This is a genomic window from Streptomyces hydrogenans (assembly GCF_014656075.1).
Lineage (GTDB): Bacteria > Actinomycetota > Actinomycetes > Streptomycetales > Streptomycetaceae > Streptomyces > Streptomyces hydrogenans.
The window spans coordinates 88,711-114,882 of sequence record NZ_BNBS01000011.1 but is presented as its reverse complement, the minus strand read 5'-3'; the positions used below and the strand labels follow the sequence as shown (position 1 = coordinate 114,882).

Below are 26,172 nucleotides of genomic sequence, written 5' to 3'. Positions count from 1 at the left end.
AGAACAAGCTGATGGGCCTGCCCGACGAGGTCCGGGTCTTCCCCGCCCACGGCGCGGGCTCCGCCTGCGGCAAGAACCTGTCCACGGAGAAGTCCTCCACGATCGGAGAGCAGCGCGCCACCAACTACGCCTGCGCGCCGATGGGCCGCGAGGAGTTCGTGGCGCTGGTCACCGCCGGCCAGACGGCGGCGCCCGGCTACTTCGCCTACGACGCCGGCCTCAACCGCAAGGACCGCACGCTGTACGACGCGACCGCCGCGGCCCGGCCGCTCGCCCTGGACGAGTTCGAGGGCCTGCGCGCCGGCGGAGCGGTCGTCGTCGACGCCCGCGACCCGCAGGAGTTCGCGGCCGGGCACCTGCGCGGCGCGGTGAACGTGCCCGCCGACGGACGCTTCGCCGAGCAGGCCGGCACGGTCCTGGTCCCGTCCGACGAACTGCTCGTGATGGCTCCGCAGAACCGCGAGGAGGAGGTCGTCACCCGGCTCGCCCGCATCGGCTTCGACCACGTCGTGGGTTACGTCCGCAATCCCGAGGACGCGCTGCGGGTCCTGGCGGACGAGGTCGCCCCCGCCAGCCGCGTCACCGCCGCCCACCTGCGGACCGCCCTCGCGGGCGACCACCCGCCGGTCGTCGTGGACGTGCGCACCTGCGGCGAGCGGGAGGCGAACGGTTTCCTCCCCGAGGCCCTGCACATCCCGCTCAGCGAGCTGCCCGCCCGTACCGGCGAACTCCCCACCGACCGGCCCCTCGTCCTGCACTGCGCGGGCGGCCACCGGTCCTCCGTCGCCGCCAGCCTGCTGCGCCACCGAGGCTTCGAGGACGTCTCCGACATCCTCGGCGGCTACGCGGCCTGGGCCCTCGCGGCCGAGCCCGCCGGCTGACCACCCGACCGCCGGTCGGGCACGGATCCGGGCCCTGCCCGTCGTGCACCGCCGGCCGTGGAGGAACCGGGGGCCGCACTGTCCCCGCCCCTCCCCCGTCGCGGGCGGAGCCGCACTGCCCCGCCCGCGACGGCCTCCTTCTTCTCCGCCGCCCGGGTCCCTGCCATGGCCCGCCACCCCGCGCCCACCTTCCGGAGTCCTGCATGAGCACCGAGCGCACCGTTCAGTCGATCACCCCCGCCGTCCTGCACCGCCTCGTCCAGGAGGGCCGCGCCCCCCGGCTGCTCGACGTGCGCACGCCCGGCGAGTTCCGCACCGTCCACGTCCCGGGCTCCTACAACGTCCCCTCGAGCACGCTGCGCGAGCACCGCGCGGAGCTCCTGTCCCACCTGGACGAGGAGGTCGTGCTCGTCTGCCGCTCCGGCCGGCGCGCCCGGGAGGCGGAGCAGGCCCTCACCCAGGCCGGCCTGCCGAACCTCCGTGTCCTGGAGGGCGGCATGAACGCCTGGGAGGCGGTCGGCGCCCCCGTCGCGCGGGGGCCTGAGCGCTGGGACATGGAGCGTCAGGTCCGCCTGGTGGCGGGCTCGATCGTGCTGACCACCGGCCTGTTCGGCCTCCTGGTCCCCGGCGTCCACCTCATCGGCACCGCCGTCGGCGCCGGCCTGACCCATGCCGCGCTCAGCAACTCCTGCGCCATGGGCGTGCTGCTGTCCAAGCTCCCGTACAACCGTGGGCCGCGCACCGACATCCGCACCGTCGTCTCGGAGCTGCGGAGCGCGTCGTGACCGCCCTCATCGTCGCCGCCTCCCTCCTCATCGGCGTCAGCCTCGGCGTCCTCGGCGGCGGCGGGTCCATCCTCACCGTCCCGATCCTGGTCTACCTCGCCGGACAGGACACCAAGGAGGCCATCGCCACCTCGCTGTTCGTCGTCGGCGTGACCAGCCTCGCCGCGCTCGTCCCGCACGCCCGCGCCCACCGGGTGCGGTGGCGGACCGGCCTGCTCTTCGGCGCGTTCAGCATGGCGGGCGCGTACGGCGGCGGCCGTCTCGCCGAGTACGTTCCCGGCACGATCCTGCTGGTCGCGTTCGCGCTGATGATGCTGGCCACCGCCTTCGCGATGCTCCGCAAACCGCGCGACGGCGCGAAGAAGGCGGCCCGGCCCGCCCACCGCGACCTGCCGCTCAAGCACATCGCCGTCGAAGGCCTCGCCGTCGGCGCCGTGACCGGCCTGGTCGGCTCCGGCGGCGGATTCCTCGTCGTCCCCGCCCTCGCCATCCTCGGCGGGCTGCCCATGGGTATCGCGGTCGGCACCTCGCTCCTCGTCATCGCGATGAAGTCCTTCGCCGGACTCGCCGGACACCTCTCCGGGGCGTCCATCGACTGGGGCATCGCCCTGACCGTGACCGTGGCGGCGGTCGCGGGCAGCCTGATCGGCGCCCGCCTCGCCGGACGCATCCCACAGGACGTGCTGCGCCGGGCCTTCGGCTGGTTCGTCGTGGTGATGGGCGTCTTCGTCCTCGCCCAGCAACTCGACACCGGCGTCTGGACCCACCCCGCCACCTGGGCCGCCTTCGGCGCCGCCGCAAGCACAGCGGTGGCCGCCCGACTCCGGAGGCGGTCGAAGAAGACACCCCCACGGCCGGTGCCCCGCGCCCGCCAGGACGCGGCACCGAGATGACGCGCTTGGGCCAGACAGGGAGCGAGGGGGCGCGGACAGCTTCCGCCGGCCGTGTACCGAGCCCTCCGCCGCGGTGGGCGGGTTCCACAGGGACGTCGCGGAGCCAGGCGGAGGTGGCACGGTCGGTGACCGCGCGGGCGTGGGCGAGCCGGGTGCCGTCGGCGTCGTGCACGGCGAAGTCCAGTGAGCCCGTTCCTCGCTGCCGAGCGGCTCCACGATCCGGCCTGCGTGCCGTGGCACGATCGCGTCACCGCTGTCCCGAACCCGAAGGATTGCCGTGTCCTCCCTCCCCGTCGTGCTGCACAACGCCCGGATCGTCGACGGCACGGGCGCCCCGCCGGTCGCCGACGGCGTACTGGTGATCGAGGGCGCCCTCATCCGCTGGTGCGGGCCCGCCGACGAGGCACCCGACGATCCGGGCCTGCGCAGCGCGACCCGAGTGGACCTGGGAGGGCGGACCGTCTGCCCCGGATTCATCGACGCGCACGTGCACTTCGCCCTGCCGGGTCCGGTGGAGAGCCCGCTGGCGGGTGCGGCCGAACCCGTCAGCTACCGGACGCTGAAGGTGATCGAACGGCTCCGGGTCACCTTGCACAACGGGGTGACCACGGCACGCGACCTCATGGGACTCGACGCGGGCTTCCGGCGGGCCGTGGCCGAACGCCGCGTCGCAGGGCCGCGGCTCCTGGTCGCGGTGAGCATGCTGAGCCAGACCGCCGGCCACGCCGACTTCCGCCTCCCGAGCGGCGTCGACGCCCTCGCCACCGCCGTCACCTTCCCCGGCAGCCCCGCCGGCCTCGTGGACACCGTCGACGACATCCGCACCCGCGTGCGCGAACTCGTCGCCGCCGGCGCCGACTGCGTCAAGCTCGCCGCCAGCGGAGGGGTCACCTCCCCGCACGACCAGCCCGAATGGCTCGGACTGCGGCCCGAGATGATCCGCGCGGCCGTGGAGGAGGCCGAAGCCTACGGCGGCCTTCCCGTCGCGGTCCACGCGATCGGGGAAGCCGGCATCGCCGCGGCCGTCCGCTCCGGGGTCCGCAGCATCGAGCACGGCTACGCCCTCACCGACGAGCTGCGCGCGGAGATGGCCGAACGCGGCCAGTTCCTCGTGCCCACCCTCCTGGAGACCATGACCGATCCCGACCCGTCCTCCGTGCCGGCGGCCGTCCACGCCAAGGCCGTCCACTGGCACCGGGTCGCCCAGGAGTCCGTGGCCCGCTCCGTGGAGGCCGGGATCCGTGTCGCGATGGGGACCGACGCGGGCCTGATCGCCCCCCACGGGCAGAACCTCAAGGAGCTGGGACTCCTCGTCCGCATCGGCGGCATGACGCCGCTCCAGGCCATCCGGGCAGCCACCTCCGAGGCCGCCGATCTGTGCGCGGTGGGCGACGCCACCGGCAGCCTGGTCGCCGGCAAGGCCGCCGACCTCGTCATCTGCGGCACCGACCCCCTGGACGACATCGACTCCCTCGCCGACCCCGCCCAGGTGCACGCCGTGCTCAAAGAAGGACGCGTCGCCATCGACCGGGCCGGCGTTCTCGCCTCCGCGGGCCTGCCCGCCCTGGTCCCGTAGAAGCGCGGGACCGACGAAGGACCGAACCGGCTCGAAGCCCCTTTCGGACCAGCGGTCTCCCGGTGGTCCGAACGCGGGCCGGACCACCGGGAGACGGACAAGGCGCGCTCCCGGCCGCCCAGGCCGCCTCCTCCGGATCCATCGACCGTCCCGCGCCCGTCTCCCACCCGTGCGAGCGACGCTGCGGGTCGGATACCCCTAGAAGGCGGACCTGCCGCGCCGTCGCAGCTTCCAGGCCACGAACGAGGACCCGCTGGTGACGAGGAACAGGGCGACGATTCCGAGCGACGTCGTGCGGGCACTACCGGCCTCCGCCAGTTCGTCTCCGTAACCACCGGGCGGGTTCGGCGGATAGGTCGGATGCGTGGGCCCGGGCGTCGGCTCCGAAGAGGTCGGCGTGGGCGTCGGCTCCGTCGGAGTCGGGGTCGGATCCGTCGGAGTCGGGGTCGGATCCGTCGGTGCGGGCGTGGGCTCCGTCGGAGTCGGAGTGGGCTCCGTCGGAGTCGGAGTGGGCTCCGTCCCCTCGGGCCGAAAGGCCGGCACTCAGCCGGTTTCTCCCAGCGCGTCTCCGATGCGGTGGGCCCAGGCCCGGATGCGGGCCGGGTCACGGAAGTCGCCGCCCTTGCCGTGGCGGACCATGGCCCGGGCGACCAGATCCGGGTTGTCGGCGGTGAGGGCGCCCCCGAAGGTGACGTGCTCCCTCGCACCGAGCTGCTTCATCCGGCGGGCGACTCCACGAACGGGCGGGATGTCGCGCTGTTCGGCGGAGCTGTCGACGGGGCCGCTGCTGAAGAGCCAGACGGGGCGGTGGCGGAGCTGTTCGGCGTTGCGCCGGGCGCACCGGCGGGCCTCGCCGTTCCAGTGTCCGGCGTAGAGCGCTCCGCCGAGGACGACGCCGTCGTAGTCCCTGACGTCGGTGACGGTGTCGGCGGGACGGACGTCGGTGTCGAATCCGTCGTCCCTGAGGGCCCGGCCTATCTCGTCGGCGATGCCGGCGGTGGAGCCGTGCTTGCTGCCGTAGGCGACGAGGACGCGCTTCGTGGTCATGACCGGTCCTCCTTGTCGTCGGCTGCCCGCCGCTTGACGCGGATGGTCCGTGCCGTGCGGGTGTCCTGGGTGGGCATCGGGATCCGGACGGTGAGGATGCCGTCCGCGTAGGAGGCGTCGACGTCGTCCGCGGGGATGGTGTCGGGGAGGCGCACGGTCCTGCGGAACGCGCCGTAGCGGAATTCCGAGTGGTCCTTGTCCTCGGTGCTCTCCCGCTGCTCGGCGCTCACGGTGACGAGGTTGTCGTCGACCGTGAGGGTGATGTCGTCCGGGTCCATCCCGGGGAGTTCGGCCCTCAGCGTGTAGACGCCGTCGTCGCCGGTGGAGACCTCGACCGGGATGGCGTGGGCGGCCGTGGCGGGGCGCCATCCGGGAAGCCCCGGGAACTCCCGGCCGAACCAGGTGTCGAGGTCGGGGAAGAAGCTGTGCCTGCGTTCCGGCTTGGCTCCGGTCATCGTTCTGCTCCTCTTCCACGGTGCCGGGGTGTCGTTCCGGCGCGGAATGTCCGGTAGCGGAGTCCGTCCGGCTCCACGGTTCCAGCCTTCCGTCCGCACGGGGCGCGGCGGAGTGTCGAACGGGGGTGTCGAGGAGGGCCGAACGGTCCCGTTCCCGAGGGGCCCGACCGGCCCTCGAAACGCCCTCCTGCTCGTGGACGGGTCACCGGGCGAGCGGGGACCGCTCTCGGGGCCGCCGCGGCTTGGCGCTCATGCGGATGCGCTGCGTGGCGCTCGCCTCTTCCGGTCCCGGGACGACCGCGGGTGCGTCCTCTTCCACCGCCTTCCGGGGCGGCGTGCGCGGTTACCGGTGCCGAGCGGGTCAGGGCGACGGAGGCCGGTCGGTCTCCGTCGGAGGGGGCCGTCCGGCCCGCTCCCGGTCGTGGTCGTGGTCGCCGCGTTCCTGCGGCGTGCCGGAGGGGACGGTGATCACCGGGCAGTCGGCGTGGTGCAGGAGGCCGTGGACCGTCGATCCGAGGCGCATGCCCGTGTAGCCGCCGCGCCCGGTCCTCCCCACGACCAGAGCGAGGGATTCACGTGCGGCCAGAGCGAGTTGCTCGACCGGATGTCCGCGGACGACGTCCCGGAGGATCTCCACGTCGGGGTGGTGGTCCGTCCAGCCGGCCACGGACTCCGCGAGGAGGCGGCGGCGCTCGGACAGACCGGCCTCGGTGTCCTCGTGTGCGAGGAGCGGGCGGGGCCAGACCCAGACCGCCCTCAGCCGTGCCTCGCGCAGGCTCGCCTCCCGTACGGCGAACGCGACGGCGGACCGGCTCCGTTCGCTGCCGTCCACGCCGACGACGAGCGTCGGCGGATGGACCTCGGTGTGTTCCGGTGCCCGGACCACGACGACGGGACAGGGGGCGCGCGCGGTGAGCGGGACGACCACCGAGCTCTCGCCGAGCAGTTCGGCGGCCCTGCCGAGCCGGCGCGACCCGAGCACCACCAGATCCGCTTCATCGGCTCGCGCGAGCAGTACCGTGGCGGGCGCCCCGTCCACGAGTTCCGCGGCCGTCCTCAGCTCGGCGTGGAGTCTTCGGACGAGTTCCCGGACATCGGAGAGGGCGGTCTCCGCCCGGATCCGCAGGGCGGACCGATGGGCCAGGGCGTCGTACCTCAGCCGGTCGTGGACGGGGGGTACGGCGACGACGAGGCGCAGCCGCAGCCGTCTGCGGGCCGCCTCGTCGGCGGCCCACACCAGGGCGGGTACGGAGAGCTCCGCGGGATCGACTCCGTACAGGAGGTCGCTCACGGCGCGTCGCCGCCCCGCGTCCCGAAGCCGACGGGGACGGTCTCCACGGGACAGTGGGCGTGGTGGACGAGGTGCGGCGGGCGGGACCGGCGGTCCGCCTCCGCGGCGGCCCCCGGGGCGGCCGTCCGGGCCGAGGGGGATCCGTCGATCCCCACGACGACGTCGGTCGGCTCGGGCCGACCGGGGGTGTCGCTGCTCATGGCTCCTCCTCGGGTGTGTGCCCGGGGCTCGTACGGCGTCGGGAAGGACGACACTCCTCACGCTGGCATCACGGGGCGCCCGCCGCGATGGGCCGTTCGGTCCCGATCGAGACCTGCCCGGCCCTCACCGCCCGGCCGTGCGCCGGACCAGCCTGGTGTCATCGACGGTGCCGGTTGAGGAGGCAGTGATGACAGCACAGGTCACCGTGGGGCTGGACGGTTCGGACGAGAGCCTCGCCGCGGCACGCTGGGCGGCGGGGGAAGCGGACCTCCGCGAGGTTCCGCTCCGCCTCGTCCACGTGGAGGAGTGGCCGAACACTCCGGAGATCCCGGTCGCCCACGCCCGGGCGCTGTACGAGAGGGCCGAGACCCTCCTGCGCGAAGGGGCGGAGCGGGCCCGGAAGGAGCATCCCGAGCTGGAGGTCGCCACGGAGCGGGCGCGCGGGCGGGCGGCGGACGAGCTGGTCGCGGCGGCGGACGAGGCGGACCTGCTGGTGCTGGGCTCGCGCGGTCTCGGCGGCGTCCTCGGCTTCGTCGTGGGCTCGGTCTCCCTCGCGGTCGTGGGCGCGGCCCGGCGGCCGGTCGTCCTCGTGCGTGCGGAGCGCCCGGATCCGGTGTCCTCCGTCCGCGGGATCGTGGTCGGGGTCGACCTTCGTCATCCGTGCGAGCCCCTGCTGGCCTTCGCCTTCGAGGAAGCGGCCAGGCGGCACGCTCCGCTGCGGTTCCTCAGCACCTGGACGGCGCCCGCCTCCTACGGCTACGCGGCCGTCGTGGACCCGGGAATCGGTGAGGAGCTGGGTGCCGGCGTGCGTGTCGGCCTCGAAGGGCTGCTGTCGCCGTGGCGCACGCGGTATCCGGGTACCTCGGTCACGGCCAAGGCGGTCGTGGGCTCGGCCGCCCCTCAGATGGCCGAGGCCTCCCGGGAAGCGGAACTCGTCGTCGTGGGGCGCCGCGCCCGTCGACTGCCGGTCGGCCCGCACGTCGGTCACGTGACGCAGGCGGTCATCCATCACAGCCCGGCGCCGGTGGCGGTCGTCCCTCTGTGATGAGCGTGGGTGTGCGGGCGGACCCGTCGGTCCGCCCGCACCCCAGGTCCTTTCCTTCCCGGCTCACGCGCCCGGCTCGGCAGGCTCGCCGGGCGCGCCGGGGACATGGATCCGTCGTCCCGTGACACGGCGTGGGACGAGCCTCACGACGGTGTCCCGCTCGCCTCCGGACCAAGGGCGCACCGTCACCGCCCGGCTCATGTCCATGGCCTCGGCCGGGTCGGAGAGGATGTGCACCGGGCCGACGAGCAGCACGCTCCAGCCTCGCCGGAACGCCTCGTCCGGACGGTCCGCCTCGAAGGCGGCCTCGACGCCGGAGGCCGCTGCCCGACCGAGGGCGGAGTCCGCCGCGGTCGAGAAGACCAGGCTTCCGTCGAGCACCTGGTAGTTGACCGGGAACACGGCGAGGCCGTCGGTCCCCTCGACACCGATCCGGCCGACACCGCGGTCGTCGAGCAGGGACCAGCACTCGGGCTCGTCGAGCTCCACCAGTTCCGGCCGGTTCCCCGGCGACGCCCCACCGGGGGCGCGGTTCGCCGTGAGACCGGTCAGGTCCTGGATGGTCGTCTCCAGGGCGTGGGCGAGGCGGACCAGGAACTCGATGCCCGGCGTGGGCAGCTGCTCCTCCACGTGGACGATGTATCCGGGGGTGGATCCGGTGCGCTCCGCCAGCTCCTCGCGGGACAGACCGAGCTGCCGTCGCCGCGTCATGACGCGGCGGCCGAGGTCGCTCCGGTACCGCCGGTCGCCGATGGTGTTCATCACTCGTCCCCTTCCGTGACCGCCGCGGTGGTGGTGAGGGGCGGCTGCGGTACGACGGCGACCGGGCACAGGGCGTGGTGCAGGGCCCGGTGGGCCGCCCTGCCGAGCTGGAGGCCGACCAGTCCGTCCCGTCGGCGCGCACCGAGCACGAGGAGGTCGGCGGCGGCGGAGCGCTCGGTCAGCACGCGGTGCGCGGCCCCTTCGACGCTGCTCCGGCGCACCCGTACCTCCGGGTGTTCCCGCACGCGTGCGGCGAGGGCCTTGTCCAGGGTCTCCGACGCCTCCTCGGCGAGGTACACCCCGGCCTCCCCGCGCAGCAGCGGGTCGTGGAGGGGCCGGCGCCAGGTGCGCACCGCGTCCAGCTCCGCGTCGCGGACCGCCGCCTCGCGGAAGGCGAACGCGACGGACGGGGCGTCGACGTCCTGGTCGCCGACGCCGAGGAGGATCCGTCCGTGGCGCGCTTCCAGGGCCTGCCGGTCTCCCCGCACGACGACGACGGGACACCACGCCCGGGCGGCGACGACGAGGCCGACCGATCCGAGCAGGAGGTCTCCGAGTTCGGTGCGCCCTCGCGCTCCGACGACGACGCCCCATGCTTGCCGCCCCTCCTGGAGCAGAGCTCCGGCGGCGTCCTCGGCGGCGACGCGGGTGGTGAGCGGGAGACCCGGCGCCCGTCGCCGGGCGCGATCCGCGGCCTGGCCGACGATGGTGTCGGCGAGGACCTGGCCCCACGGCCGGTCGGTGCTCCAGGGAGGCACGGCCCCCTCGTACCGTTCCCACAGCGAGGCGTACACGATCCGCAGGGGGCGCCCCTGCCGCACGGCCTCGTCGACGGCCCAGTCCAGGGCCGTGAGACCGGGACCGGAACCGTCGACGCCGACTACCAGGGGGGATTCCATCCTGCCCACCGCCTTTCGGTCACGTGAGGGTCTGCTGTCACGCTCGCACTGTCGCGGAGGGGAGGACAGGGCCGATCGGGCCCCTCCGGACCGCCCCTCGGTGCCGGGACACCCGCACGACGGCGCCCGTGCCCCTTCCACCGCCGTGACGCAGCCGCCCGGCCGGAGCGGGAGAAGTGCTGGACGCGTGCGTCGGGACCGGGGAAGGCGAGGGTGACCTTGCCGGTGTCCGACCGACGGGCGTCGGAGGGCGGGCTCCCGTCCTCGTGGTGCGGTGCCACGATCTCGCCGTCGCGCCCCTCGTCCCCGGCGGTCCCCCCGCCACCGCGCCCCGGGACGCCCGTCCACCGGGTTGCCCGGGGTCGGCCGCGCCCGCCCGCTCCAGCGCCTCGTGCCGACCCTGCGGCTCCGCGTGCGTCCGACGGGCCGTGCTCCCGGGTCACCGGGCGCGTCGCTCCCGCGTCCCGGTGGCCTCTCACGGCGCGGTCTACGGCTCGCCGCTTCGCAGGGCGCTCAGCCGCCTTCGGTACTCCTCCTCGTCGATCTCACCGCGGGCCAGCCGCTCACCGAGGATCCGCTCCGGTCCCGCGGGGCGGTCCTGACGCGCCGGCCGTTCCGCGGCCCGGTCCAGCGTGCGGAAGATCAACACGACGGCTGTGATCAGAAGGCCCCAGAAGAGGATCATTCCTGCGGACATGGCGAACCAGCCCCATCCGTTCATGCCGTCGCCGTACCAGAACATCATGGCCACTCACTCTCCCGACGGCCGACACGGTCCTGGCAGAGCACATCCGCGACCGTGCCGGCTTCCGTTCCCCACGGTGCGCCGGCCGACGCTCCCCGCACAGGGCCGGTCGGTCCCCCCTGAGGGCCGAGCGGGTACGGAAGACGCGCCCGAGCCGCAGCGGACGTCTGACGGCGGATGTCCGCCCGCGCCGGCGGACCGCGCCGGTCGACAGCCTCGGCAGACCGCTCGAAGCGGGCCTCCCAGGGTCCCGGCGATGGGGCCCTTCGGCCCCTTGTCGGGCCCGGGCGGCCGTAGTGCGGCGCTTCCTCCGGAGGTTGGAATGGACACCATGAACACCGACCGGGCACTCCTCGTCGCCACCGGGGTGCGCAAGATCTACCGGACGGGCTCCGTCGCGGTCACCGCCCTGCTCGACCTGGACCTCCTCGTACGCCGCGGCGAGATGGTCGCGGTCATGGGTCCGTCCGGCTCCGGAAAGACCACGCTGCTGAACTGTCTGTCGGGACTCGACGACATCGACGGCGGTCGGGTGGAGATCGACGGCCACGACCTCTTCGCCATGTCGGACGCCGCGCGCACGGAGCACCGGGCCCACACCATGGGATTCGTCTTCCAGGCGTTCAACCTCATCCCCGTCTTCTCCGCCGTGGAGAACGTCGAACTGCCCCTGCTGCTCGTGGGCACCCGGCCGCGCGAGGCGCGCCGCAGAGCCCTGGACATGCTCGACCGGGTGGGTCTCGGTCACCGGGTCGAGCACCGGCCGAGCGAGATGTCCGGCGGTGAACAGCAGCGGGTGACCATCGCCCGCGCCCTCTCCGGAAGCCCGGCCATCGTCTGGGCGGACGAACCGACGGGCAACCTGGACAGCGCGATGGCGGACCAGATCATGGACCTGCTGTGCGAACTCAACCAGGACGAGGGCCAGACCATCGTCCTGGTCACGCACGACAGCGCCATCGGCGCGCGTGCCCCCCGGCTGATCCGGATGCGCGACGGGCAGCTGGTCGACGACGTCCGCCGGGCCGTCACCGCTCCGGCCGCGATCCGTGACCTCCCCCGGGGCTGACCATGTACCCGAACCTCCTCGTCCCGTTGCTCGGCGCCCTCGCGCTCGCCCTCGCGGCCCTGGTGCTGGTGGCCGTCCGGCAGCCGGTGTCACGACGGCTGGCGTTCCGGCAGGTCGCCCGCCGGCGCACCGAGGCGGCGCTGGTGATCGGCGGGTCGATGCTCGGCACGGCCATCGTCATCGGCGCCCTCGTCGTCGGTGACACCCTGAACTTCTCCGTGCGCCAGGAGGCGTACCGCACTCTGGGGCCGGTGGACGAGCGCGTCGTCGCACCCCCTGGACCGACCGGGCGCGTCGTCACGGAACGACTGGCCGGCCTGGTCGGCGATCCCGATGTCGACGGTGTTCTGCACGCCGGGGCCGCGCAGGCATCGGCCGTCAGCCGTACCGGTGGCCGGACGGTCGCCGAGCCGCGCGTCCTGGCCTGGCAGATGGACTTCGGCGAGGCGTCGCGGTTCGGCGCGCCAGGTGGCGACTCCGGTCTCGGCGGACCGAACCCGAAGCCCGGTCATGTCGTGGTCAACGAGCCGCTGGCCCGGTCCCTGAGCGTGGGAGCCGGCGACCCGATCACGGTGTACCTGTTCGGCGCACCCCAGACGTACCGGGTCGAGCGTGTGGTGCCGGAGCGGGGCCTCGCCGGTGTGGGCCTCGGCGGCAGGCTGAACCGCGACGTCTTCCTGCCACCGCGGGCCCTGGACTCCGCCGCCCGGGCCGCGGGCACGGAGCCGCGCTCGGTCACCTTCGTGTCCAACCGGGGCGGCGTCGAGCGCGGCGAAGCCCTGACCGACCGTGTGACCACCGACATCCGCCAGGCTCTGGGCCCGCTCGCCGACCGGGCGACGATCGACGCTCCGAAGCACACGGTCCTGCGGGACGCCGAACAGGCCGGGGACTCCCTCGGAGCCCTGTTCCTCATGATCGGCAGCTTCAGCATCATCGCGGGCGCGCTCCTGCTGGTGAACATCTTCGTGATGCTCGGCGAGGAGCGGAAATCCCAGATGGGCATGGTGCGGGCCGTCGGGATGAAGCGCTCGCGGCTGGTCGGGTCCTTCACCCTCGAAGGGGCGACCTACGCGTTGCTGTCCGCGGTGCCGGGCGTGGCCATCGGGGTGGCCGTCGGCTGGGGCGTCGCCGTGGTGGCCGCGCAGATCTTCCAGGGCTGGTCGGTCGGTGGCAGCAGCATCCGCATCGCGTTCGCGATCACTCCCACCAGCGTCCTCAACGGACTGGCCATGGGCCTGCTCATCGCCTTCGCCGCGATCCTCGCGACCAGCGTGCGCATCAGCAGGTTCAACATCATCGCCGCGATCCGCGACCTTCCCGCCACGCCCGGACGAGAGCCGCGCCGCCGTCTGCTCGCGGTCTCCACCGCCTTGGCCGTCCTGTGCGCGTTCGTGGCCGTCCCGGCCGTGGCGCGCAGCCAACCGGACGCCACGTACCTCATGCCGGCGCTCGCCCTCGCCTTCGCAGCCCCGGCGCTCCTGCGTGTCCTCCCCCGGCACACGGTCACCACCCTGGTCGCGGGAGCCGTACTCGCCTGGACGCTCCTCGCTCCCGTCATCCGCCCCCGGATCTTCGACACGCCCTCCATGTCCGTGTACGTCGTCCAAGGAGCCCTGGCCGCCTTCTCCGCCGTGGTGCTCGTCAGCGACAACCAGAAGACCCTGCTCCGTCCCGTACGACGGCTCCTCCAGCGCCCGACGGAAGGCGGCCTGGCGGCACGGCTCGCCGTCGCGTACCCCTTGGCCAAGCGATTCAGGACCGGCGCGACGCTGGTGATGTACACCCTGATCGTGTTCGTGCTCGTGCTCCTGACGGAGATCTCGGGCATCCTCCGCGCCGGCGTCGACGGAGTCGTCGCCGACGCCACCGCCGGATACTCCCTGCGCCTCGACTACAACCCCGAGGTCGCGGGCGACCGCCTCTTCTCCGATCTGCGTGGCGGCCCGTCGGCCGCCGGTGTCTCCGCCGTGACACCGCTGCTCAACGCCACCGGGCGGGCCACCGATCCGGGTGGCCGCGGCCCCCGACCGCTGGACAGTGCCGTCGTCGGCGTACCCGACGGGGCCATCACCGGCATCACGTTCCGCGAGCGGCTGCCCGGCCTGGCCGACGACCCCGCGGTATGGCGGGCTCTCGCCTCCGACCCCCGCTACGTCGTGCTCGACGGCTTCTTCGGCAGCACCGGCGGCCCGGCCGGCGACTACTACGACCCCGGGGACACCCTCACCCTGACGGATCCCCGGACGGGCCGCAGCGAACAGAAGGTCATCGCCGGCGTGCTCAGCAACGGGCTGGTCTTCTACCCGGGCACCGGCGCCAGTTCGACCACCTACCCCGTGGTGATGAGCGAGCGGGCCACGCGCGAGCTGTTCGGCACCCAGGCGCAGAACGCCTCCGCACTGGTGAGAACCAGCCCCGGCACCTCCCCCGACGCCCTGGCGACCCGACTGCAGGGCGAGCAGCTCTCGTCCAGCCTGGTCGCCACACCCATCGAATCGGACCTCCGACGCCAGTTCGATTCCAGCACCGCCTTCTTCCGCCTCATGCAGGGCTTCCTCGTCCTGGGCCTCGGCGTGGGCATCACCGGCCTCGGCGTCGTCATGGTCCGGGCCGTACGCGAACGCCGCCGCACCATCGGCGTCCTCCGGGCCCTCGGCTTCCGGGCGCGGACCGTCCAGCGGTCCTTCCTGTGGGAAAGCGCCTTCGTCGCGGTGGAGGGCATCGCGCTCGGATCCCTGCTGGGCGTGCTGACGACCTGGCTGATGTACCGGAACAGCGCCGCGTTCGAGGGTCTCGAAGGAGGGTTCCCCGTCGAGTGGGCCGGCGTCGGCGGCCTGGCGGCAGCCACCTTCGTCGCGTCGCTCCTGGCCACGATCGGGCCCGCCCGCCGCGCGGCCGCCATCCGCCCGGCCCTCGCGGTCCGCGTCACCGAATGACGGGCGACTCGGGACAGCGCGTCCGGTCGGCCTTCGCTTCAGTTCTGGTCGTGCCCGGGGGCGGATGCGCCCTCAGGCGGTGCGGCGTGACGGCCGGTGCGGCGCGCGGGCAGGTGGCAGGAGCCCGTCGCCCGGTCGATCGCCGCCTCGACCGCGGTGATGCGGTCGGCGAGCAGGCCGAGGGCGGCGACCGCCCGGGACAGGGGTTCGTCGGGTGCGCCCCCGAGTGCCCGGGTGCGGGCGTGGGCGGCGGTGATCTCCGTCCAGCGGGCGGCCTGGTCCGGGGTGAGGGCGCCGCGGAGTGCGGCGAGCTTGAGGAGGTTGGCCTCGGCGTCGGTGGTGAGGGTCTGGGCCTCGGCGGTGTAGTGGTCGTGGATGACCGCGGCGAGTTCGGCGTCGTTCATGGCGGGCGAGAGGCGGGCCGCGATCCTGTTCATGGTGCGGTACGAGCCCTGGAGCCGGAAGGCCGGTTCGGTACGGGCCTCGTCGGAGCGGGCGGCGGAGGCGATGTACTCCGCGTTGACGGCCAGGACGGTCTCGCGGGCGGTCAGCAGGTGGCGCAGGACCGCCAGGATCCGGTCGGTCTCGGCCGGGGCGTAGGGGTGGGTGAGCCGGTCGCGGCGGGCGGTCGGGTCCCCGGCCGCGAGGCGGACGAGGAGTTCCACGTCGGCGCGGTCGCGGGCGGCGAGCGGGGCGAGGAGGGGGTGGGAGGTGAGGGCGTTCTCGACGAAGCTGAGGGCGAAGGCGTCCTCCTTGCCGGTGAGGACGTCGCCGAGGTTCCACACGTCGGCGCGATTGGCGAGCATGTCGGGGACACGGAAGGCGTGACCGGACTCGGTGAAGGGGTTGCCGGCCATGCAGACGGCGAAGCGCTTGCCGCGCAGGTCGTGGCCGTTCAGGGTCCGGGTGGCGTCGCAGAGGGGGATGAACTTCTGCAGGAACTCCGGTGAGCAGTGCTGGATGTCGTCGACGTACAGCAGGACGTTGTTGCCCGCCGCGAGGGCGAAGGCGATCTTCCCCAGTTCCCTTCGGGCTGTCGCGTCGGGAGCCTCGGCGGGGTCGAGGGAGACCGTCCGCCGCCCGAGGGCGGGGCCGTCGATCCTGACGAGGAGCAGGCCGAGTCGGTCGGCGACGTACTCGATCAGCGTGGTCTTTCCGTACCCGGGCGGTGACAGGAGCAGGAGCAGGCCGTGGGAGTCGCTCCGCTTGGCGTCGCCCGCCGCACCCAGCTGCTTGGCCAGGTTGTCGCCGATGAGGGGCAGGTAGACCTCGTCGACGAGCCGGTTGCGGACGAAGGACGCCATGACCCGGGGGCGGTGTTCGTCCACGCGCAGCCGGGCGCGCTCCTGCTCGATGAGGGCCGTACGCCGCTGCTGGTAGGCGCGGTGAGCGGGTACGTCGTCGCGTGCGAAGTCCTCGGTCCGGGCCAGGAACTCGTCGAGCCGGAGTTCCAGGGCGTGGTCCCGCATCCGGGGGTGGCTCCCGAGCAGGCCGGTGGCGTGCGCCGTGGTCGGGCCGTCGGCATCGTACCGTTCGAGGCCGGGGCAGAGTTCGACGGCGACCGCCTCGGCGAGCACGTCCTCGTCGACGGACTCGCCCGACGCCGACAGGTAGGCGCCGAGCCATGCCTCGACGTGCTGTCGACGGGTGTCCGGGGCCGCGAGGGCGGCGAGGGACGCCTCGTACGGGGAGGTGGCCACTGCCCGGTGGAACTTCTCCAGGAGGGCGCGAGCCGGTGCGGACAGGGCGAAGCCCGCGGGCTCGGCGCCCAGTTCGTCGACGAGGTACGTGGCGGCGGCCGGATCCCCGATCTCCTGGGTGAGGGCGCGGCGCAGTCCGTCGAGCGCGGAGGGCGTGTCGAAGAGGTCGCGGGCGTGGGTCAGGGAGATCGCCCGCTCGGTCCACTGTGCGCGGTCGGCGGCGGTGGCGGTGAGGGACCAGTGAAGCTGAGCCGCCGCCCGGGCACGGCCGGAGTGGCCGAGCACGCCTGCGGTCGCGTACAGCTTGAGCAGGTGCCCCAGGATGACCGCCGCGTCGTGGTCGTGGACCCCGGGCTCGTACCCTTCGTCGTACGCGCTCTCGGCCCTCCGTCGCGCGAGCGCGTGGAGGTCCTCCCCGGCGAGTCGGTCGGCGCCGTGGTCGGCGAGGAGGCGGGCGGCCAGGTGTTCGGCCCGGTAGACGCCCGGTGACTCCGAGGGCAGGGGCCGGTCCCAGAAGCGGCGGGTCTCCGCGAGGGCCGGGTCGGTGACGGGCGCGCGGTAGTCGGTACCGGTCAGCGCGAGGACGAGGCTGTCTCCCGCCGGGACGAGCGTCAGCTCGGGGGTCTGGCGGTTGACGGCGAAGCGGTGCCGGCCGAGCCGGATGGTGTCACCCGCGTCGGAGTAGAGCTCGGCGCGGTCCCGCAGGGTGCGGCCGGCTTCCTGACGGGCGGTGGCGAGACGGCTCTCCAGCTCCTCCGCCCGTGTCCGGTCGCCGAGTTCGCGCAGTTCCGCCGCCGTGCGCCTGACTTTGACGACCATGGGATCCGACGCGAAGTACGTGTGGACCTCGTCGATGCCCGCCAGGGCCGAGGAGCGGCGGCCGATCGCTTCCAGGACGCGGCCCGCGGACTCGGTGAGTCGTTCCGCCCGCCGGGCGCGGGCGTCCTGGAGGGACTGCCTGCGCGCGGTGAAGGCGTCGTGGATCTCCGTGCGCTTGTCCGCGAGGCCGTCCAGGAACCGCTCCGACCCGGTGAAGCGGGCTTCCAGGTTCTCCAGTTGGACCGTCAGGCGGCCGAGCTGGTCGTCGCACGCCTCCGGGGTGTCGGCCGCGGCGAGGGCGCCGGTCACGGCCTGACCGAGGAGGGCGAGTTCCGCCGCGAACTCCGCAGCGCCCTCCCGGTCGAGGAGTTCGGCGCGCCGGGCGGTGAGGACGGCTCGGGCGCGGTTCAGGGCGCCGAGGACGTCGGCGATCCGGGAGAGGATCGAGGTGCGGACGGTGGCGTCCGCGATGTCGAGGCCGGTGATGATCTCGCTGAGGGTCCGCAGCGCGAGGGCCTGTTCGTCGATCCGGTCGCCGACGGGGCCCGCCTCCGCCGCGGTGGCCAGCTCCCGGGCCCGGGCGGCCAGGCTCTCGGCCTCGGCGTGGTGGGGGGCGAAGGCGCTGTCGCGGCCGAGGAAGGCGACGGCCCTGCGGGCCGCGGAGAGGATGTCGGACTCCACGTCGGCGGCCAGGGCGTCGACGGCGTCCGCATCGACGTAGCGCATCTCCTTGAGGGTCACCAGGTGTCCCTGCGCGCGGCGCAGTTCGGTGATGCGGGAGATCCACTCCTCGGCCGTGGCGGGGGCCTCGCCCCGGACGCGCCGCACCAGTCGGGCGATCCCCTCGGCGGACTCCGTGAGCGCCTCCGCGGCCTGACGTCGGAGGGTCGCCACGGTGGCGAACTCGTCGAGCACCTGGGTGAGCGTGTCGTGGAGCTCGGCCAGCGGGGCCCGCAGGTCACCTGCCTCCGGCTCCCCCAGCCAGTGGTGGACGTCGGCCGCGCGGGTGCAGGCGGTGAGCAGCGCCGCGTACACCTCGCCGGCGGGGGTGAGCTCGGTGGCCTGCCGGGCGATGGACAGGCAGTCGGAGATTCCGCGCACGAGGTCGGCGTTGCCGATGCGTGCCAGGGGGCCGCCCTCGGTCGACGTGACGTGGGTGTCGGCGACGTACGGCGTCCGCCAGAGCTGCACCGGGTGGACGCGTCCGGGTTCGCCGTCGCCGGTGCGCAGGGCCACCATCGTGCCGTCGTCGAGGAGCGCGTGCCCGTGGCAGGAGACCGGAGCGGCGATCTCCTTGCGGATGAGGTTGTAGGGGAGCAGGAGGGTGCGGCCCTCGGCCTGGGCGTGGAAGACGAAGAGCAGGTCCTCCCCGTTGGGCGAGAGGACCGCGTGGTCGAACGCGAGCCCTGAGGTGTCCGTGTCGAACGTCCTGAACGGGCCGGAGGCCAGACAGTATCCGTCCGGGAACACGAGGCCGGCGTCGTCGGGGAGCCTCAGGCACGCCTGTCCCAGTCCGTCGAGGCGGACCACGGTACCGGTCATGGCGTTGAAGACCAGATGCCGGTGGGTCTCCTCCTTGTAGGGGCGTACGCGGACGACGGTCAGGGGGCCGACGGTCGCGTGGGCGACCTCGGCATCGGCCAGGGACTGGAGGGGTTCGTCCACCGGTTCGGTGTGGACGCCCTCGGGGGTCTCGGTGTCGTTCTCCGTCTTGAGGGTCAGGCTTCCGCCGACGGTGGAGACGAAGAGGCGGCCGCCGATCGCGATGTGGGGGAAACGGCCCGGGACGTGGTCCTCACGCGTCGTCTCCACCCACTCGACCTCCTGGGACGGAGGCAGGACGTGGTCCCGCTCCCCCTGGGCGTCCAGGAACCGCGTCGCGCCGGAGGAGTCGGTCGCCCAGCGCAGCACGCGGAGGTCGTCGGCCTTCTCCCCGGTCCGGAACACGGCGAGGAGGCGGCCCTCCACCCGCCGCAGTCGCAGCAGGTGGGCGCCTCGGAAGTAGCGGTGCAGGGCCGTGAACTCGCGGCGGAAGTCCGGATCGTCGAGGAGACCGGGCACGGCGTCCTCGGGCAGCGGGTTCAGGTCCCGGTCGTACAGGGCGAAGACGTCGGCCACCGACGGCTCGGTGTCACCCGCGCTCGGCGTGTGCCGGCCGAGGAGCAGCCGGCCGCCACCCGCGCTGACGACGTCCCGGGGCAGGCAGGCGCGCTCGGTGCGGATGCGGCGGGTGGCCGCCAGGGTCATCTCGCCCGACCCGAACTCCGTGATCCGGGCCTCGTTGAGCGCTTCGGCGCGCCGGGCGAGTTCGCCCGCCCGGGCGATGAGGCGGTCTCGCAGCACCGCGTACGTGTCCTGGTCGATTCCGCTGCTCATCCTCTGCCGCTCCTTGTACCGTGGTGATGGACGGGTCCGGTGCCGGTGACTCCCCCGTTCGCCGGCACCGGACCCGTTCTGACCGCACCCCCGTGGGCGGTCAGTTCGTGGCCGCGCCGTTCAGCGCGGCGGTCTCCACCGGCGCGGTGGCCGGTGCGGGCGCGGGTGCTTCCGGCAGGCCGGACTTCATGACCTTCGCGAGGAGCGCGGAGACGCTGAGGTTCTGCACGTCGGCGCTGGAGAGCGAGCCGAGCACCTTCGTCAGGTCCTCGGTGAAGGACCCCTCCCCGTTCAGCCACGGACCCGCCAGAGCCTGGGCCGTGGTGGAGTGGCCGACGAAGCCGTCGACGGACCTGCCGAGCGCGATGGACTGCACGAGCCGGTCGAGGAAGACGGACTCGCCGCCGACGATGCTGATGTCGGCGTTCTCCAGACCGGTGGCCAGCACGGTGGCCTGCGCCTCGGCGACCTGCCGCTGGACGTCGAGACCGGCGAGCCGGATGTCCTTCTCCGCCTCCAGGCGCAGCCGGTACTCCTCGTGGGTACGGGACGCCTCGTCGAACGCGGCGACGGCGATCGCCTTCTGGTTGAGCCCCTCGGCCTCCGCCTTCAGCTTCTCGCCGATCGCGGTGGCCTCGGCGAGCGCCCTGGCCCGCAGGCCCTCGGCCTCGGCCCGGAGACGCGCCTCGGTGGCCTCCGCCTCGGCACGGCCCGCCTTCTCGATGGCGTCCGCCTCCTTCTCGCGGACCTGGACGGCGGCGAGCCCTTCGGCGGCGGCCTCGGCCTGGACGCCCTCGGCGAGCCGGATCTTGGCGCGGGCGTCCATGTCGGCGGCCTTGTGCCGGGCCTCGGCCAGGGTCAGTTCCTCGGCGGCCCGGTGGACGGCCGCCTGCTCGGCGGCCTCGGCGGCCTTGATGTCCTTGACCAGCTTCTCCTGGGCCTCGGCCTCGGCGGCGATGACCAGGGCCTGCCGCTCCCGCTCGGCCTCCTCCACGGTCCTCAGCCGCTTGATGGACTCCTCCTGCTCGGCGACCGTGCGGTCGACGGCGACCCGCTCCCGGATGACCTCGGCGATGTCCCGGCGCTCCGCCTCGACCTCCTTCTCGGCCGCGATGCGGTTCAGCTCGGTCTCGCGCTCGCGGGCGATGACCTCCAGGAGGCGGTCCTTCTCGATCCGCTCGTTCTCGATCGCGATGACCCGCTCGCGGTTCTTCTGCGCGACGGCCACCTCGCGAGCCTGGTTCTCGCGCTGGACACCGAGCTGCTCCTCGGTGCGCAGGAAGGCGCCCTGGGCGCGGAGCCGCTCCTCCTCCACGACCTTCGCGGTCTCCGCCTCCTCGCGGGCCCGGACGGTCTCGATCTCGCGCTTCTGCTTGATCTCCGCGTCCGCCTGGCGGCGCTCCAGCTCCAGGATCGCCTCGCGGGCGTCCACGTTCTGCCGGGTGATCTCCTTCTGCTCGTGCTGTCGGAGTTCGTTCGTGCGGACGTTCTCGGCGGCGGTCAGCTCGGTGATCTTGCGGATGCCCTGGGCGTCGAGGATGTTGCCGGCGTCGAGCTGGGTGAGCGGGGTCTGCTCCAGGTGATCGATGGCGGCGTCCTCCAGGCTGTAGCCGTTGAGGTCGATGCCGATCAACTCAATGATCCGGAAGCGCAGTTCCTCGCGCTTGGTGTAGAGGTCGGTGAAGTCCATCTGCTTGCCGACCGACTTCAGCGCCTCGGAGAACTTCGCGTTGAACAGCTCCTGGAGGGTCGCCTGGTCGCTGGCGCGGGCGGTGCCGATGGCCTGGGCGACCTTGATGACGTCGTCGACGGTCTTGTTCACCCGGACGAAGAAGGAGATCCGGATGTCGGCCCGGATGTTGTCCTGGCAGATCAGGCCGTCCCGGCCGGTCCGGGAGATCTCGATGGTCTTCACCGAGATGTCCATGACCTCGGCCTTGTGGAGCACGGGCAGGACCACCTGCCCGGTGAAGGTGACGTCCACCTTCCGCATCTTGGAGACGATCAGCGCCTTGCCCTGCTCCACCTTGCGGAACAGCCGGCCGACCATGAACAACGCCGCGACGACGGCGAGCAGGACAACGGCGACGAGCACGCCGAGGCCCGAGGTGATGGCATCCATGAGAGAACCCCGTGTCGATCGAAGAAGAGGAGGACGTACCGGCTCAGACGGCGGTACGCGCGGAATCCGGCGCGGGCAGGGCGCTGCCGGACGCGCACCGGTGGGCATCGGAGGGCGAGACCCGTCGTCGCCTGCCGAAGAGCCGCCTCGTGAGCAGCCAGGACAGCGCCAGAGCACACGGAAGCAAGGCCATGGAGAGCAGCAGGAACCAGGCGCCGGGCAGTCCTGCCCGGCCGAGGAGCACCGTGCCGGTCAGGTGGAGCGCCCATCCGGCGCCGACGGCGACGGACGCGGCCGCGGCGACCGGCGCGCCGGCGATCCCCAGCGTCTCGGAGTCCACGTCACCGTCGAACGCGTCCGGGGCGACGACCCGGCAGAGCACCAGCGCCCAGAACCCGATCACGGCGGCGAAGGCGGCGGTCAGCAGCAGACCGGGAAAGCCGAAGGCCGCTCCAGCGAACTCTCCCATCCCGCCTCCCCCACGGTAGCCTTCCGGAACCCGGCATCAGTAGCGGGGCATCGCCTTCGCCGAATCCATTCTGACGGGCTGAGCCTCTGAGTCGCATTGCCGGAGTACGGCAATCTTGACGAGTTCTTGATGCCGAGGCGCGTACACCTCCCGCGAGGCGGTCGACCCCGTCACCGCTCCACCGCGCGCCTCATGGAGTCCTCGATGAGCACGGGCTTCCGATCGCACTCGCCGTCGTACCGGCGGCTGGTGAAAGCACCCGGCACGGGCGACTCCCGTCCACGGAGGCGGACCACACGCATGTCCCCCCACGTGCCGCTTCGGGCAGCACGACCGCGCTTCCCCACCCGAACGGCTTCCGTCCGCGGGAGCGACCTGCGGCTGAAGGTCGAGGCGGATCCAGACCTCCGGCATGGGCGCAGGCTGTCGGGACGCGCGCACCCGGTCGTGGCAAGGCGATGCCCGGCGGTCCGATGCCGGCGGGTCCGCGTTCAGAAGTCCTTTCCTGGCCAGCCGAGCAGGCGGGCTCCGATCACGGCGGTCTGGAGGGTGTAGCGGCTCGCGGGGTCGGCGGGGTCGGTGCCGGTCAGCCGGTGGATGCGCTCCAGGCGGTAACTGACCGCCCTGACCGACAGGTTGAGATCCTGAGCCGTCCTGGTCGTCACGCATCCGCTGTCGAAGTAGGCGGTCAGGGTGTCGAGAAGCGGTTCCGCGCCGCCGCGGGAGGACCGCAGCGGCCCGAGGGTGCTGCGGACGAGGTCCTCCATGGCCTGCCGGTCCCGGGTGAGGACCGGGTAGACGAGGAGGTCGACGGCGTGCAGGACGGGTGCGTCGAGGCCGAGACGGTCGGCGAGGTCCAGGGCACCGAGGGCCTCCTCGTAGGAGTGCACCACGCCCCGGGGTCCCGGCTGGGGCCGGCCGATCGCCGCCTGTCCCCCGCCGGTGGCGGCGAACGCCTGCTTGGCGAAGTGGGCGAGGACCTCGGGCTGGTCGCCGGGGGCGACGCAGACCATCCGGCCGCCCTTCGTGGTGAGCAGGATGTGCCGGTCGCCGAACCTTCCGATCAGGGCCCGCTCCACCTGCTGCGGGACCGGGTCCGCCTCGGTGTACGCCCGGGAGCCGCGGGCGACGGCGACCGCGTGCGCCTGGGACAGGCGCAGTCCGAAGCGTTCGGCCCGTTCGGCCGTGCGGCCCAGGTCGCTGCGCCCGTAGAGCAGGTCGTCGATGAACTCCCGGCGTTCGGCCTCCTCCTGGCGGACGGCGAGCCGCTGGGCCCGTTCGAATCCGGTGGAGAAGGCGTCGACGGACTGCTCGACCGCGGCGAGCAGGTCCATGACCGTCCTCCGGCTCAAGGGTTGCTCGGGCCAGGCCGACCGGACCGCGCTCAGGTGGCCGCCGACCAGCTCCCGCAAGGCGTGCCCCTCAGCGGCCGCCTCTTCGCCGGCCTCACGGCGCCGTTCGACCTCGTCCCTGGTGAGGCGTCGGCCGGTGACCGCCACGTCCGCCAGCAGTGACACGTACTCGGGTGTGTAGTCGTCTCTCATTTCCCGCCCCACCGTCGCTTCCGGCCCCGCCGGTCCGAGCCGGCGGGCGTTTCGTGGAGGCCGAACAGACCGACGGCCGCGCCCATCAGCCCCCGTCCGACGCAGGAGCACGTGCCCCGCGCGTCAGGAGAAGCACCGGTCGGACGGGGGATCTCGTCGACCGGCACGGCCGCGTGCGCACACGGACCGACAGCGCTCGGCAGCGGCACCGGAGCCCGTGCATCGCGCGGGAGGCACGGCCGTCGGCCGACCGTCACGGCGACACTCGGAGCGAGGAGGAACACCGCTCCACCGACGGCGAGTCCCCGGCTCTGCGACGTGCTCATACGGCCGCCTCCGGACGCTCGCGTCGCCGGCGCCGCCGGTCCGTCTCGTACCTCCCGAGCAGCGCGGTGGCCGCGTTCGACGGAGACGCGACGGCCTCGGCCACGCGCGTGACGCCCCAGGCGCGGCCCGCACTCGCCGGGAGCGCCGCGCGCAGCGGCAGCGGCAGCGGCAGCGGCAGCGCGGGAAGGATCCGTCGCCACCGGGGCAGCCCGGTCATCCGCCACGCCCGGAAGCACAGGACGACGTCGAAGACCAGGAAGGCGAGGGCGAACAGGGCGATCAGGAACAGGGCGAGGGGCACGGCCGGACTCTTTCGGGGCAGGCGGAACACAGTGCCGACCAGACTTCCCGGCTCACCAGCGCACGATCCTAACGTCAGGACGGCTCGGCGAAGGCCTCCACCGCCCTGGTCCTGCCCGTGACGACGACGATGTAGCCCTTCCCCGCCTCCCGGCCCCAGGCCGTCGCCGGCCTCGTCGGAGAGGCGGTGCGCGGGACCGCCGGCCGAGCCGGGCTCCCGGCGGGCCGTCAGGAGAGCAGTCACTAACGGGTGGGACACGGTCGCGACACGCGGCGGAAACGGGTCGTCCCTAATTTCTGTCAACCGACAGGAATTCCCACGGACGACCCTCACCTCCGCGACAGGGGCCCGCCATGACCGTGACCACCGATCCCACACCACCGGCGTCTCCCCCGCCCGGGGACGGCGACGCGCTCGCCTCGTTCGGCTATCCCCAGGAGCTGCGGCGGCGGATGGGGCGGTACGCCTCCTTCGCCGCCGGGTTCTCCTTCATCTCCGTGCTGACCACGGTCTTCCAGTTCTTCTCGCTCGGCTATTCCTTCGGCGGGCCGCTCTTCTTCTGGACCTGGCCCGCCGTCCTGGCCGGGCAGCTCCTGGTCGCCGCCTGCTTCGCCGAACTCGCCGCCCGCATGCCCATCGCCGGGGCGATCTACCAGTGGGCGAGCCGGCTCGGCAGCCCCGCCTTCGGCTGGTACGCGGGCTGGATCATGGTGGTCGGGCGGATCGTGGTGGTCGCGGCCGCCGCGCTCGCCCTCCAGGTCGTCCTGCCCGCCGTCTGGCCCGGCTTCCAGATCGTCGGCGGCGACCCGTCGCCCACGACGACCAGCGGCGCCGCGAACGCCGCCCTCCTCGGACTCGTCCTGTTGGCGCTCACCACCCTGCTCAACGTCCTGGACAACCGCGCGCTGTCGGCCGTCAACACGATCGGGGTCACGGCCGAGATCGGCGGAGTCGTGCTGATCGTCGTCCTCCTGGCCACCCACGCCGAGCGGGATCCCGGCATCACCCTGCACACCGGCGGGCAGGGCGGGCTGATCACGGCGCTCCTCGTGGGCTCGTTCACCGCCGCGTACGTCCTGATCGGTTTCGAGAGCGCGAGCGAGATGAGCGAGGAGACCGTCAACCCCCGCCGCACCGCGCCCCGCACGACGCTCACCGCCCTCACCACCTCCGGCGTCTGCGGCGGACTGCTGCTCCTCGGCGGCCTGCTCGCCGCGCCCAGCCTCACCGACGGACGCCTGGCGACGGAGGGCCTCGGTTACGTGCTCACCAGCACCCTCGGCGACGGTCTCGGCCGGATCCTGCTCGCCGACGTGGCGCTCGCCATCTGCGCGGCGACCCTCGCGATCCAGACCTCGGCGACCCGCATGCTCTTCTCGATGGCCCGCGACGGCGTCCTCCCCCGGTCGGCGGCGCTGGCGCGGGTGCCGCGACGGACCGGGATGCCCGGCACGGCCGCCGTGGTGGTCGGCGTCGGTGCGGCACTGCTGCTCCTGCTCAACCTCGCCTCCCCGCAGGCGTTCCTCGCCATCGGCACCACGTGCATCGCCATGGTGTACCTGGCGTACGCCATGGTCACCGGACCGATGCTGGTCCGGCGCCTGCGGGGCGCGTGGCCGCCTCCGGCCGACGGCGAGCGGGACGAGCTGGACCGTCCCCTGTTCTCCCTCGGCCGCTGGGGGCTTCCCGTCAACGCGCTCGCGCTCGCCTACGGCCTCTTCATGACGGTCAACCTCGCCTGGCCGCGCGCCGAGGTGTACGACCCCGAGGGCGGCCACTGGTACTTCCGGTGGTTCACCCTCCTGGTCCTCGCGGCGACGGTCGCGGCGGGGGCGGCGTACCGCTGGTACCGGCGGCGCCGGGAGGCTCCGGAGCACGGGGTTCCCGTGCGACCGGAAGCCGCCCCCGTACGCGTCTGAGCCCGGG

21 protein-coding genes are annotated in these 26,172 nt (G+C 73.4%); 8 read left to right on the top strand and 13 right to left on the bottom strand.

What is annotated here, in order from left to right:
- The 4 genes from IE321_RS07795 to IE321_RS07780 form a co-directional block, all read left to right on the top strand.
- A partial coding sequence (locus IE321_RS07795; protein ID WP_268257401.1) for a rhodanese-like domain-containing protein occupies positions 1–881 on the top strand: 881 nt, incomplete at its 5' end.
- Positions 882–1,084: 203 nt separating this feature from the next.
- Positions 1,085–1,666: a rhodanese-like domain-containing protein gene (locus tag IE321_RS07790; protein ID WP_190222258.1), complete on the top strand. Its 582-nt coding sequence runs from the start codon at positions 1,085–1,087 to the stop codon at positions 1,664–1,666.
- Positions 1,663–2,559, top strand: a complete 897-nt coding sequence (locus IE321_RS07785; RefSeq protein ID WP_190222257.1) for a sulfite exporter TauE/SafE family protein — start codon at positions 1,663–1,665, stop codon at positions 2,557–2,559. Before IE321_RS07790 ends, IE321_RS07785 begins: the two co-directional genes overlap by 4 nt.
- Before the next feature lie 277 nt (positions 2,560–2,836).
- Entirely contained in the window at positions 2,837–4,135 is a 1,299-nt protein-coding gene (locus tag IE321_RS07780) for a metal-dependent hydrolase family protein (RefSeq protein ID WP_226652395.1), read from the top strand.
- A gap of 543 nt (positions 4,136–4,678) precedes the next feature.
- Here the strand turns inward: IE321_RS07780 and IE321_RS07775 are convergent.
- The 4 genes from IE321_RS07775 to IE321_RS07760 all read right to left on the bottom strand — a co-directional run bounded on the left by IE321_RS07775 (position 4,679) and on the right by IE321_RS07760 (position 7,128).
- On the bottom strand, positions 4,679–5,182 hold the full coding sequence (locus IE321_RS07775) for a flavodoxin domain-containing protein (RefSeq protein WP_190222256.1): 504 nt from the start codon (positions 5,180–5,182) through the stop codon (positions 4,679–4,681).
- Positions 5,179–5,637 carry an Hsp20/alpha crystallin family protein gene (locus tag IE321_RS07770; protein WP_043226035.1) on the bottom strand — a complete coding sequence of 153 codons (459 nt, stop codon included), beginning with the start codon at positions 5,635–5,637 and terminating at the stop codon, positions 5,179–5,181. Before IE321_RS07770 ends, IE321_RS07775 begins: the two co-directional genes overlap by 4 nt.
- A 361-nt stretch (positions 5,638–5,998) precedes the next feature.
- Positions 5,999–6,928, bottom strand: a complete 930-nt coding sequence (locus IE321_RS07765; RefSeq protein WP_190222255.1) for a universal stress protein — start codon at positions 6,926–6,928, stop codon at positions 5,999–6,001.
- Positions 6,925–7,128, bottom strand: a complete 204-nt coding sequence (locus IE321_RS07760) for a hypothetical protein (RefSeq protein WP_190222254.1) — start codon at positions 7,126–7,128, stop codon at positions 6,925–6,927. Before IE321_RS07760 ends, IE321_RS07765 begins: the two co-directional genes overlap by 4 nt.
- A gap of 188 nt (positions 7,129–7,316) precedes the next feature.
- On the opposite strand from IE321_RS07760, the gene IE321_RS07755 reads away from it, so the two are divergent.
- Positions 7,317–8,174, top strand: coding sequence for a universal stress protein (locus tag IE321_RS07755; RefSeq protein WP_190222253.1), 858 nt, complete (start codon positions 7,317–7,319; stop codon positions 8,172–8,174).
- A 63-nt stretch (positions 8,175–8,237) separates the two neighbouring features.
- Here the strand turns inward: IE321_RS07755 and IE321_RS07750 are convergent, their stop codons facing one another.
- From IE321_RS07750 to IE321_RS07735, 4 genes are all read right to left on the bottom strand, one after another.
- Positions 8,238–8,936, bottom strand: a complete 699-nt coding sequence (locus IE321_RS07750; RefSeq protein WP_190222252.1) for a helix-turn-helix domain-containing protein — start codon at positions 8,934–8,936, stop codon at positions 8,238–8,240.
- Positions 8,936–9,835 carry a universal stress protein gene (locus IE321_RS07745; protein WP_190222251.1) on the bottom strand — a complete coding sequence of 300 codons (900 nt, stop codon included), beginning with the start codon at positions 9,833–9,835 and terminating at the stop codon, positions 8,936–8,938. Before IE321_RS07745 ends, IE321_RS07750 begins: the two co-directional genes overlap by 1 nt.
- Positions 9,817–10,116 (bottom strand): DUF1918 domain-containing protein, encoded by a 300-nt coding sequence (locus IE321_RS43150; protein ID WP_373316610.1) that lies wholly within the window; start codon positions 10,114–10,116, stop codon positions 9,817–9,819. Before IE321_RS43150 ends, IE321_RS07745 begins: the two co-directional genes overlap by 19 nt.
- Positions 10,117–10,322: 206 nt before the next feature.
- Positions 10,323–10,580: an SHOCT domain-containing protein gene (locus IE321_RS07735; RefSeq protein WP_190222249.1), complete on the bottom strand. Its 258-nt coding sequence runs from the start codon at positions 10,578–10,580 to the stop codon at positions 10,323–10,325.
- Positions 10,581–10,911: 331 nt separating this feature from the next.
- Here IE321_RS07735 and IE321_RS07730 point away from each other — a divergent pair, with 331 nt between their 5' ends.
- Positions 10,912–11,649 (top strand): ABC transporter ATP-binding protein, encoded by a 738-nt coding sequence (locus tag IE321_RS07730; RefSeq protein ID WP_190222262.1) that lies wholly within the window; start codon positions 10,912–10,914, stop codon positions 11,647–11,649.
- A gap of 2 nt (positions 11,650–11,651) precedes the next feature.
- Positions 11,652–14,588 (top strand): ABC transporter permease, encoded by a 2,937-nt coding sequence (locus IE321_RS07725; protein ID WP_190222248.1) that lies wholly within the window; start codon positions 11,652–11,654, stop codon positions 14,586–14,588.
- A 38-nt stretch (positions 14,589–14,626) separates the two neighbouring features.
- Here IE321_RS07725 and IE321_RS07720 read toward each other — a convergent pair whose 3' ends face one another.
- The 5 genes from IE321_RS07720 to IE321_RS07700 all read right to left on the bottom strand — a co-directional run bounded on the left by IE321_RS07720 (position 14,627) and on the right by IE321_RS07700 (position 24,246).
- Positions 14,627–19,483: a DNA repair ATPase gene (locus IE321_RS07720; protein WP_190222247.1), complete on the bottom strand. Its 4,857-nt coding sequence runs from the start codon at positions 19,481–19,483 to the stop codon at positions 14,627–14,629.
- A 100-nt stretch (positions 19,484–19,583) separates the two neighbouring features.
- On the bottom strand, positions 19,584–21,605 hold the full coding sequence (locus tag IE321_RS07715; RefSeq protein WP_190222246.1) for an SPFH domain-containing protein: 2,022 nt from the start codon (positions 21,603–21,605) through the stop codon (positions 19,584–19,586).
- A gap of 43 nt (positions 21,606–21,648) precedes the next feature.
- Positions 21,649–22,074 (bottom strand): hypothetical protein, encoded by a 426-nt coding sequence (locus tag IE321_RS07710; RefSeq protein WP_190222245.1) that lies wholly within the window; start codon positions 22,072–22,074, stop codon positions 21,649–21,651.
- Positions 22,075–22,565: 491 nt separating this feature from the next.
- Entirely contained in the window at positions 22,566–23,618 is a 1,053-nt protein-coding gene (locus IE321_RS07705; protein WP_190222244.1) for a PucR family transcriptional regulator, read from the bottom strand.
- A gap of 322 nt (positions 23,619–23,940) precedes the next feature.
- Positions 23,941–24,246 (bottom strand): hypothetical protein, encoded by a 306-nt coding sequence (locus IE321_RS07700; protein WP_190222243.1) that lies wholly within the window; start codon positions 24,244–24,246, stop codon positions 23,941–23,943.
- Positions 24,247–24,599: 353 nt separating this feature from the next.
- Here IE321_RS07700 and IE321_RS07695 point away from each other — a divergent pair, with 353 nt between their 5' ends.
- On the top strand, positions 24,600–26,165 hold the full coding sequence (locus tag IE321_RS07695; protein ID WP_190222242.1) for an amino acid permease: 1,566 nt from the start codon (positions 24,600–24,602) through the stop codon (positions 26,163–26,165).
- Positions 26,166–26,172: the final 7 nt, after the last annotated feature.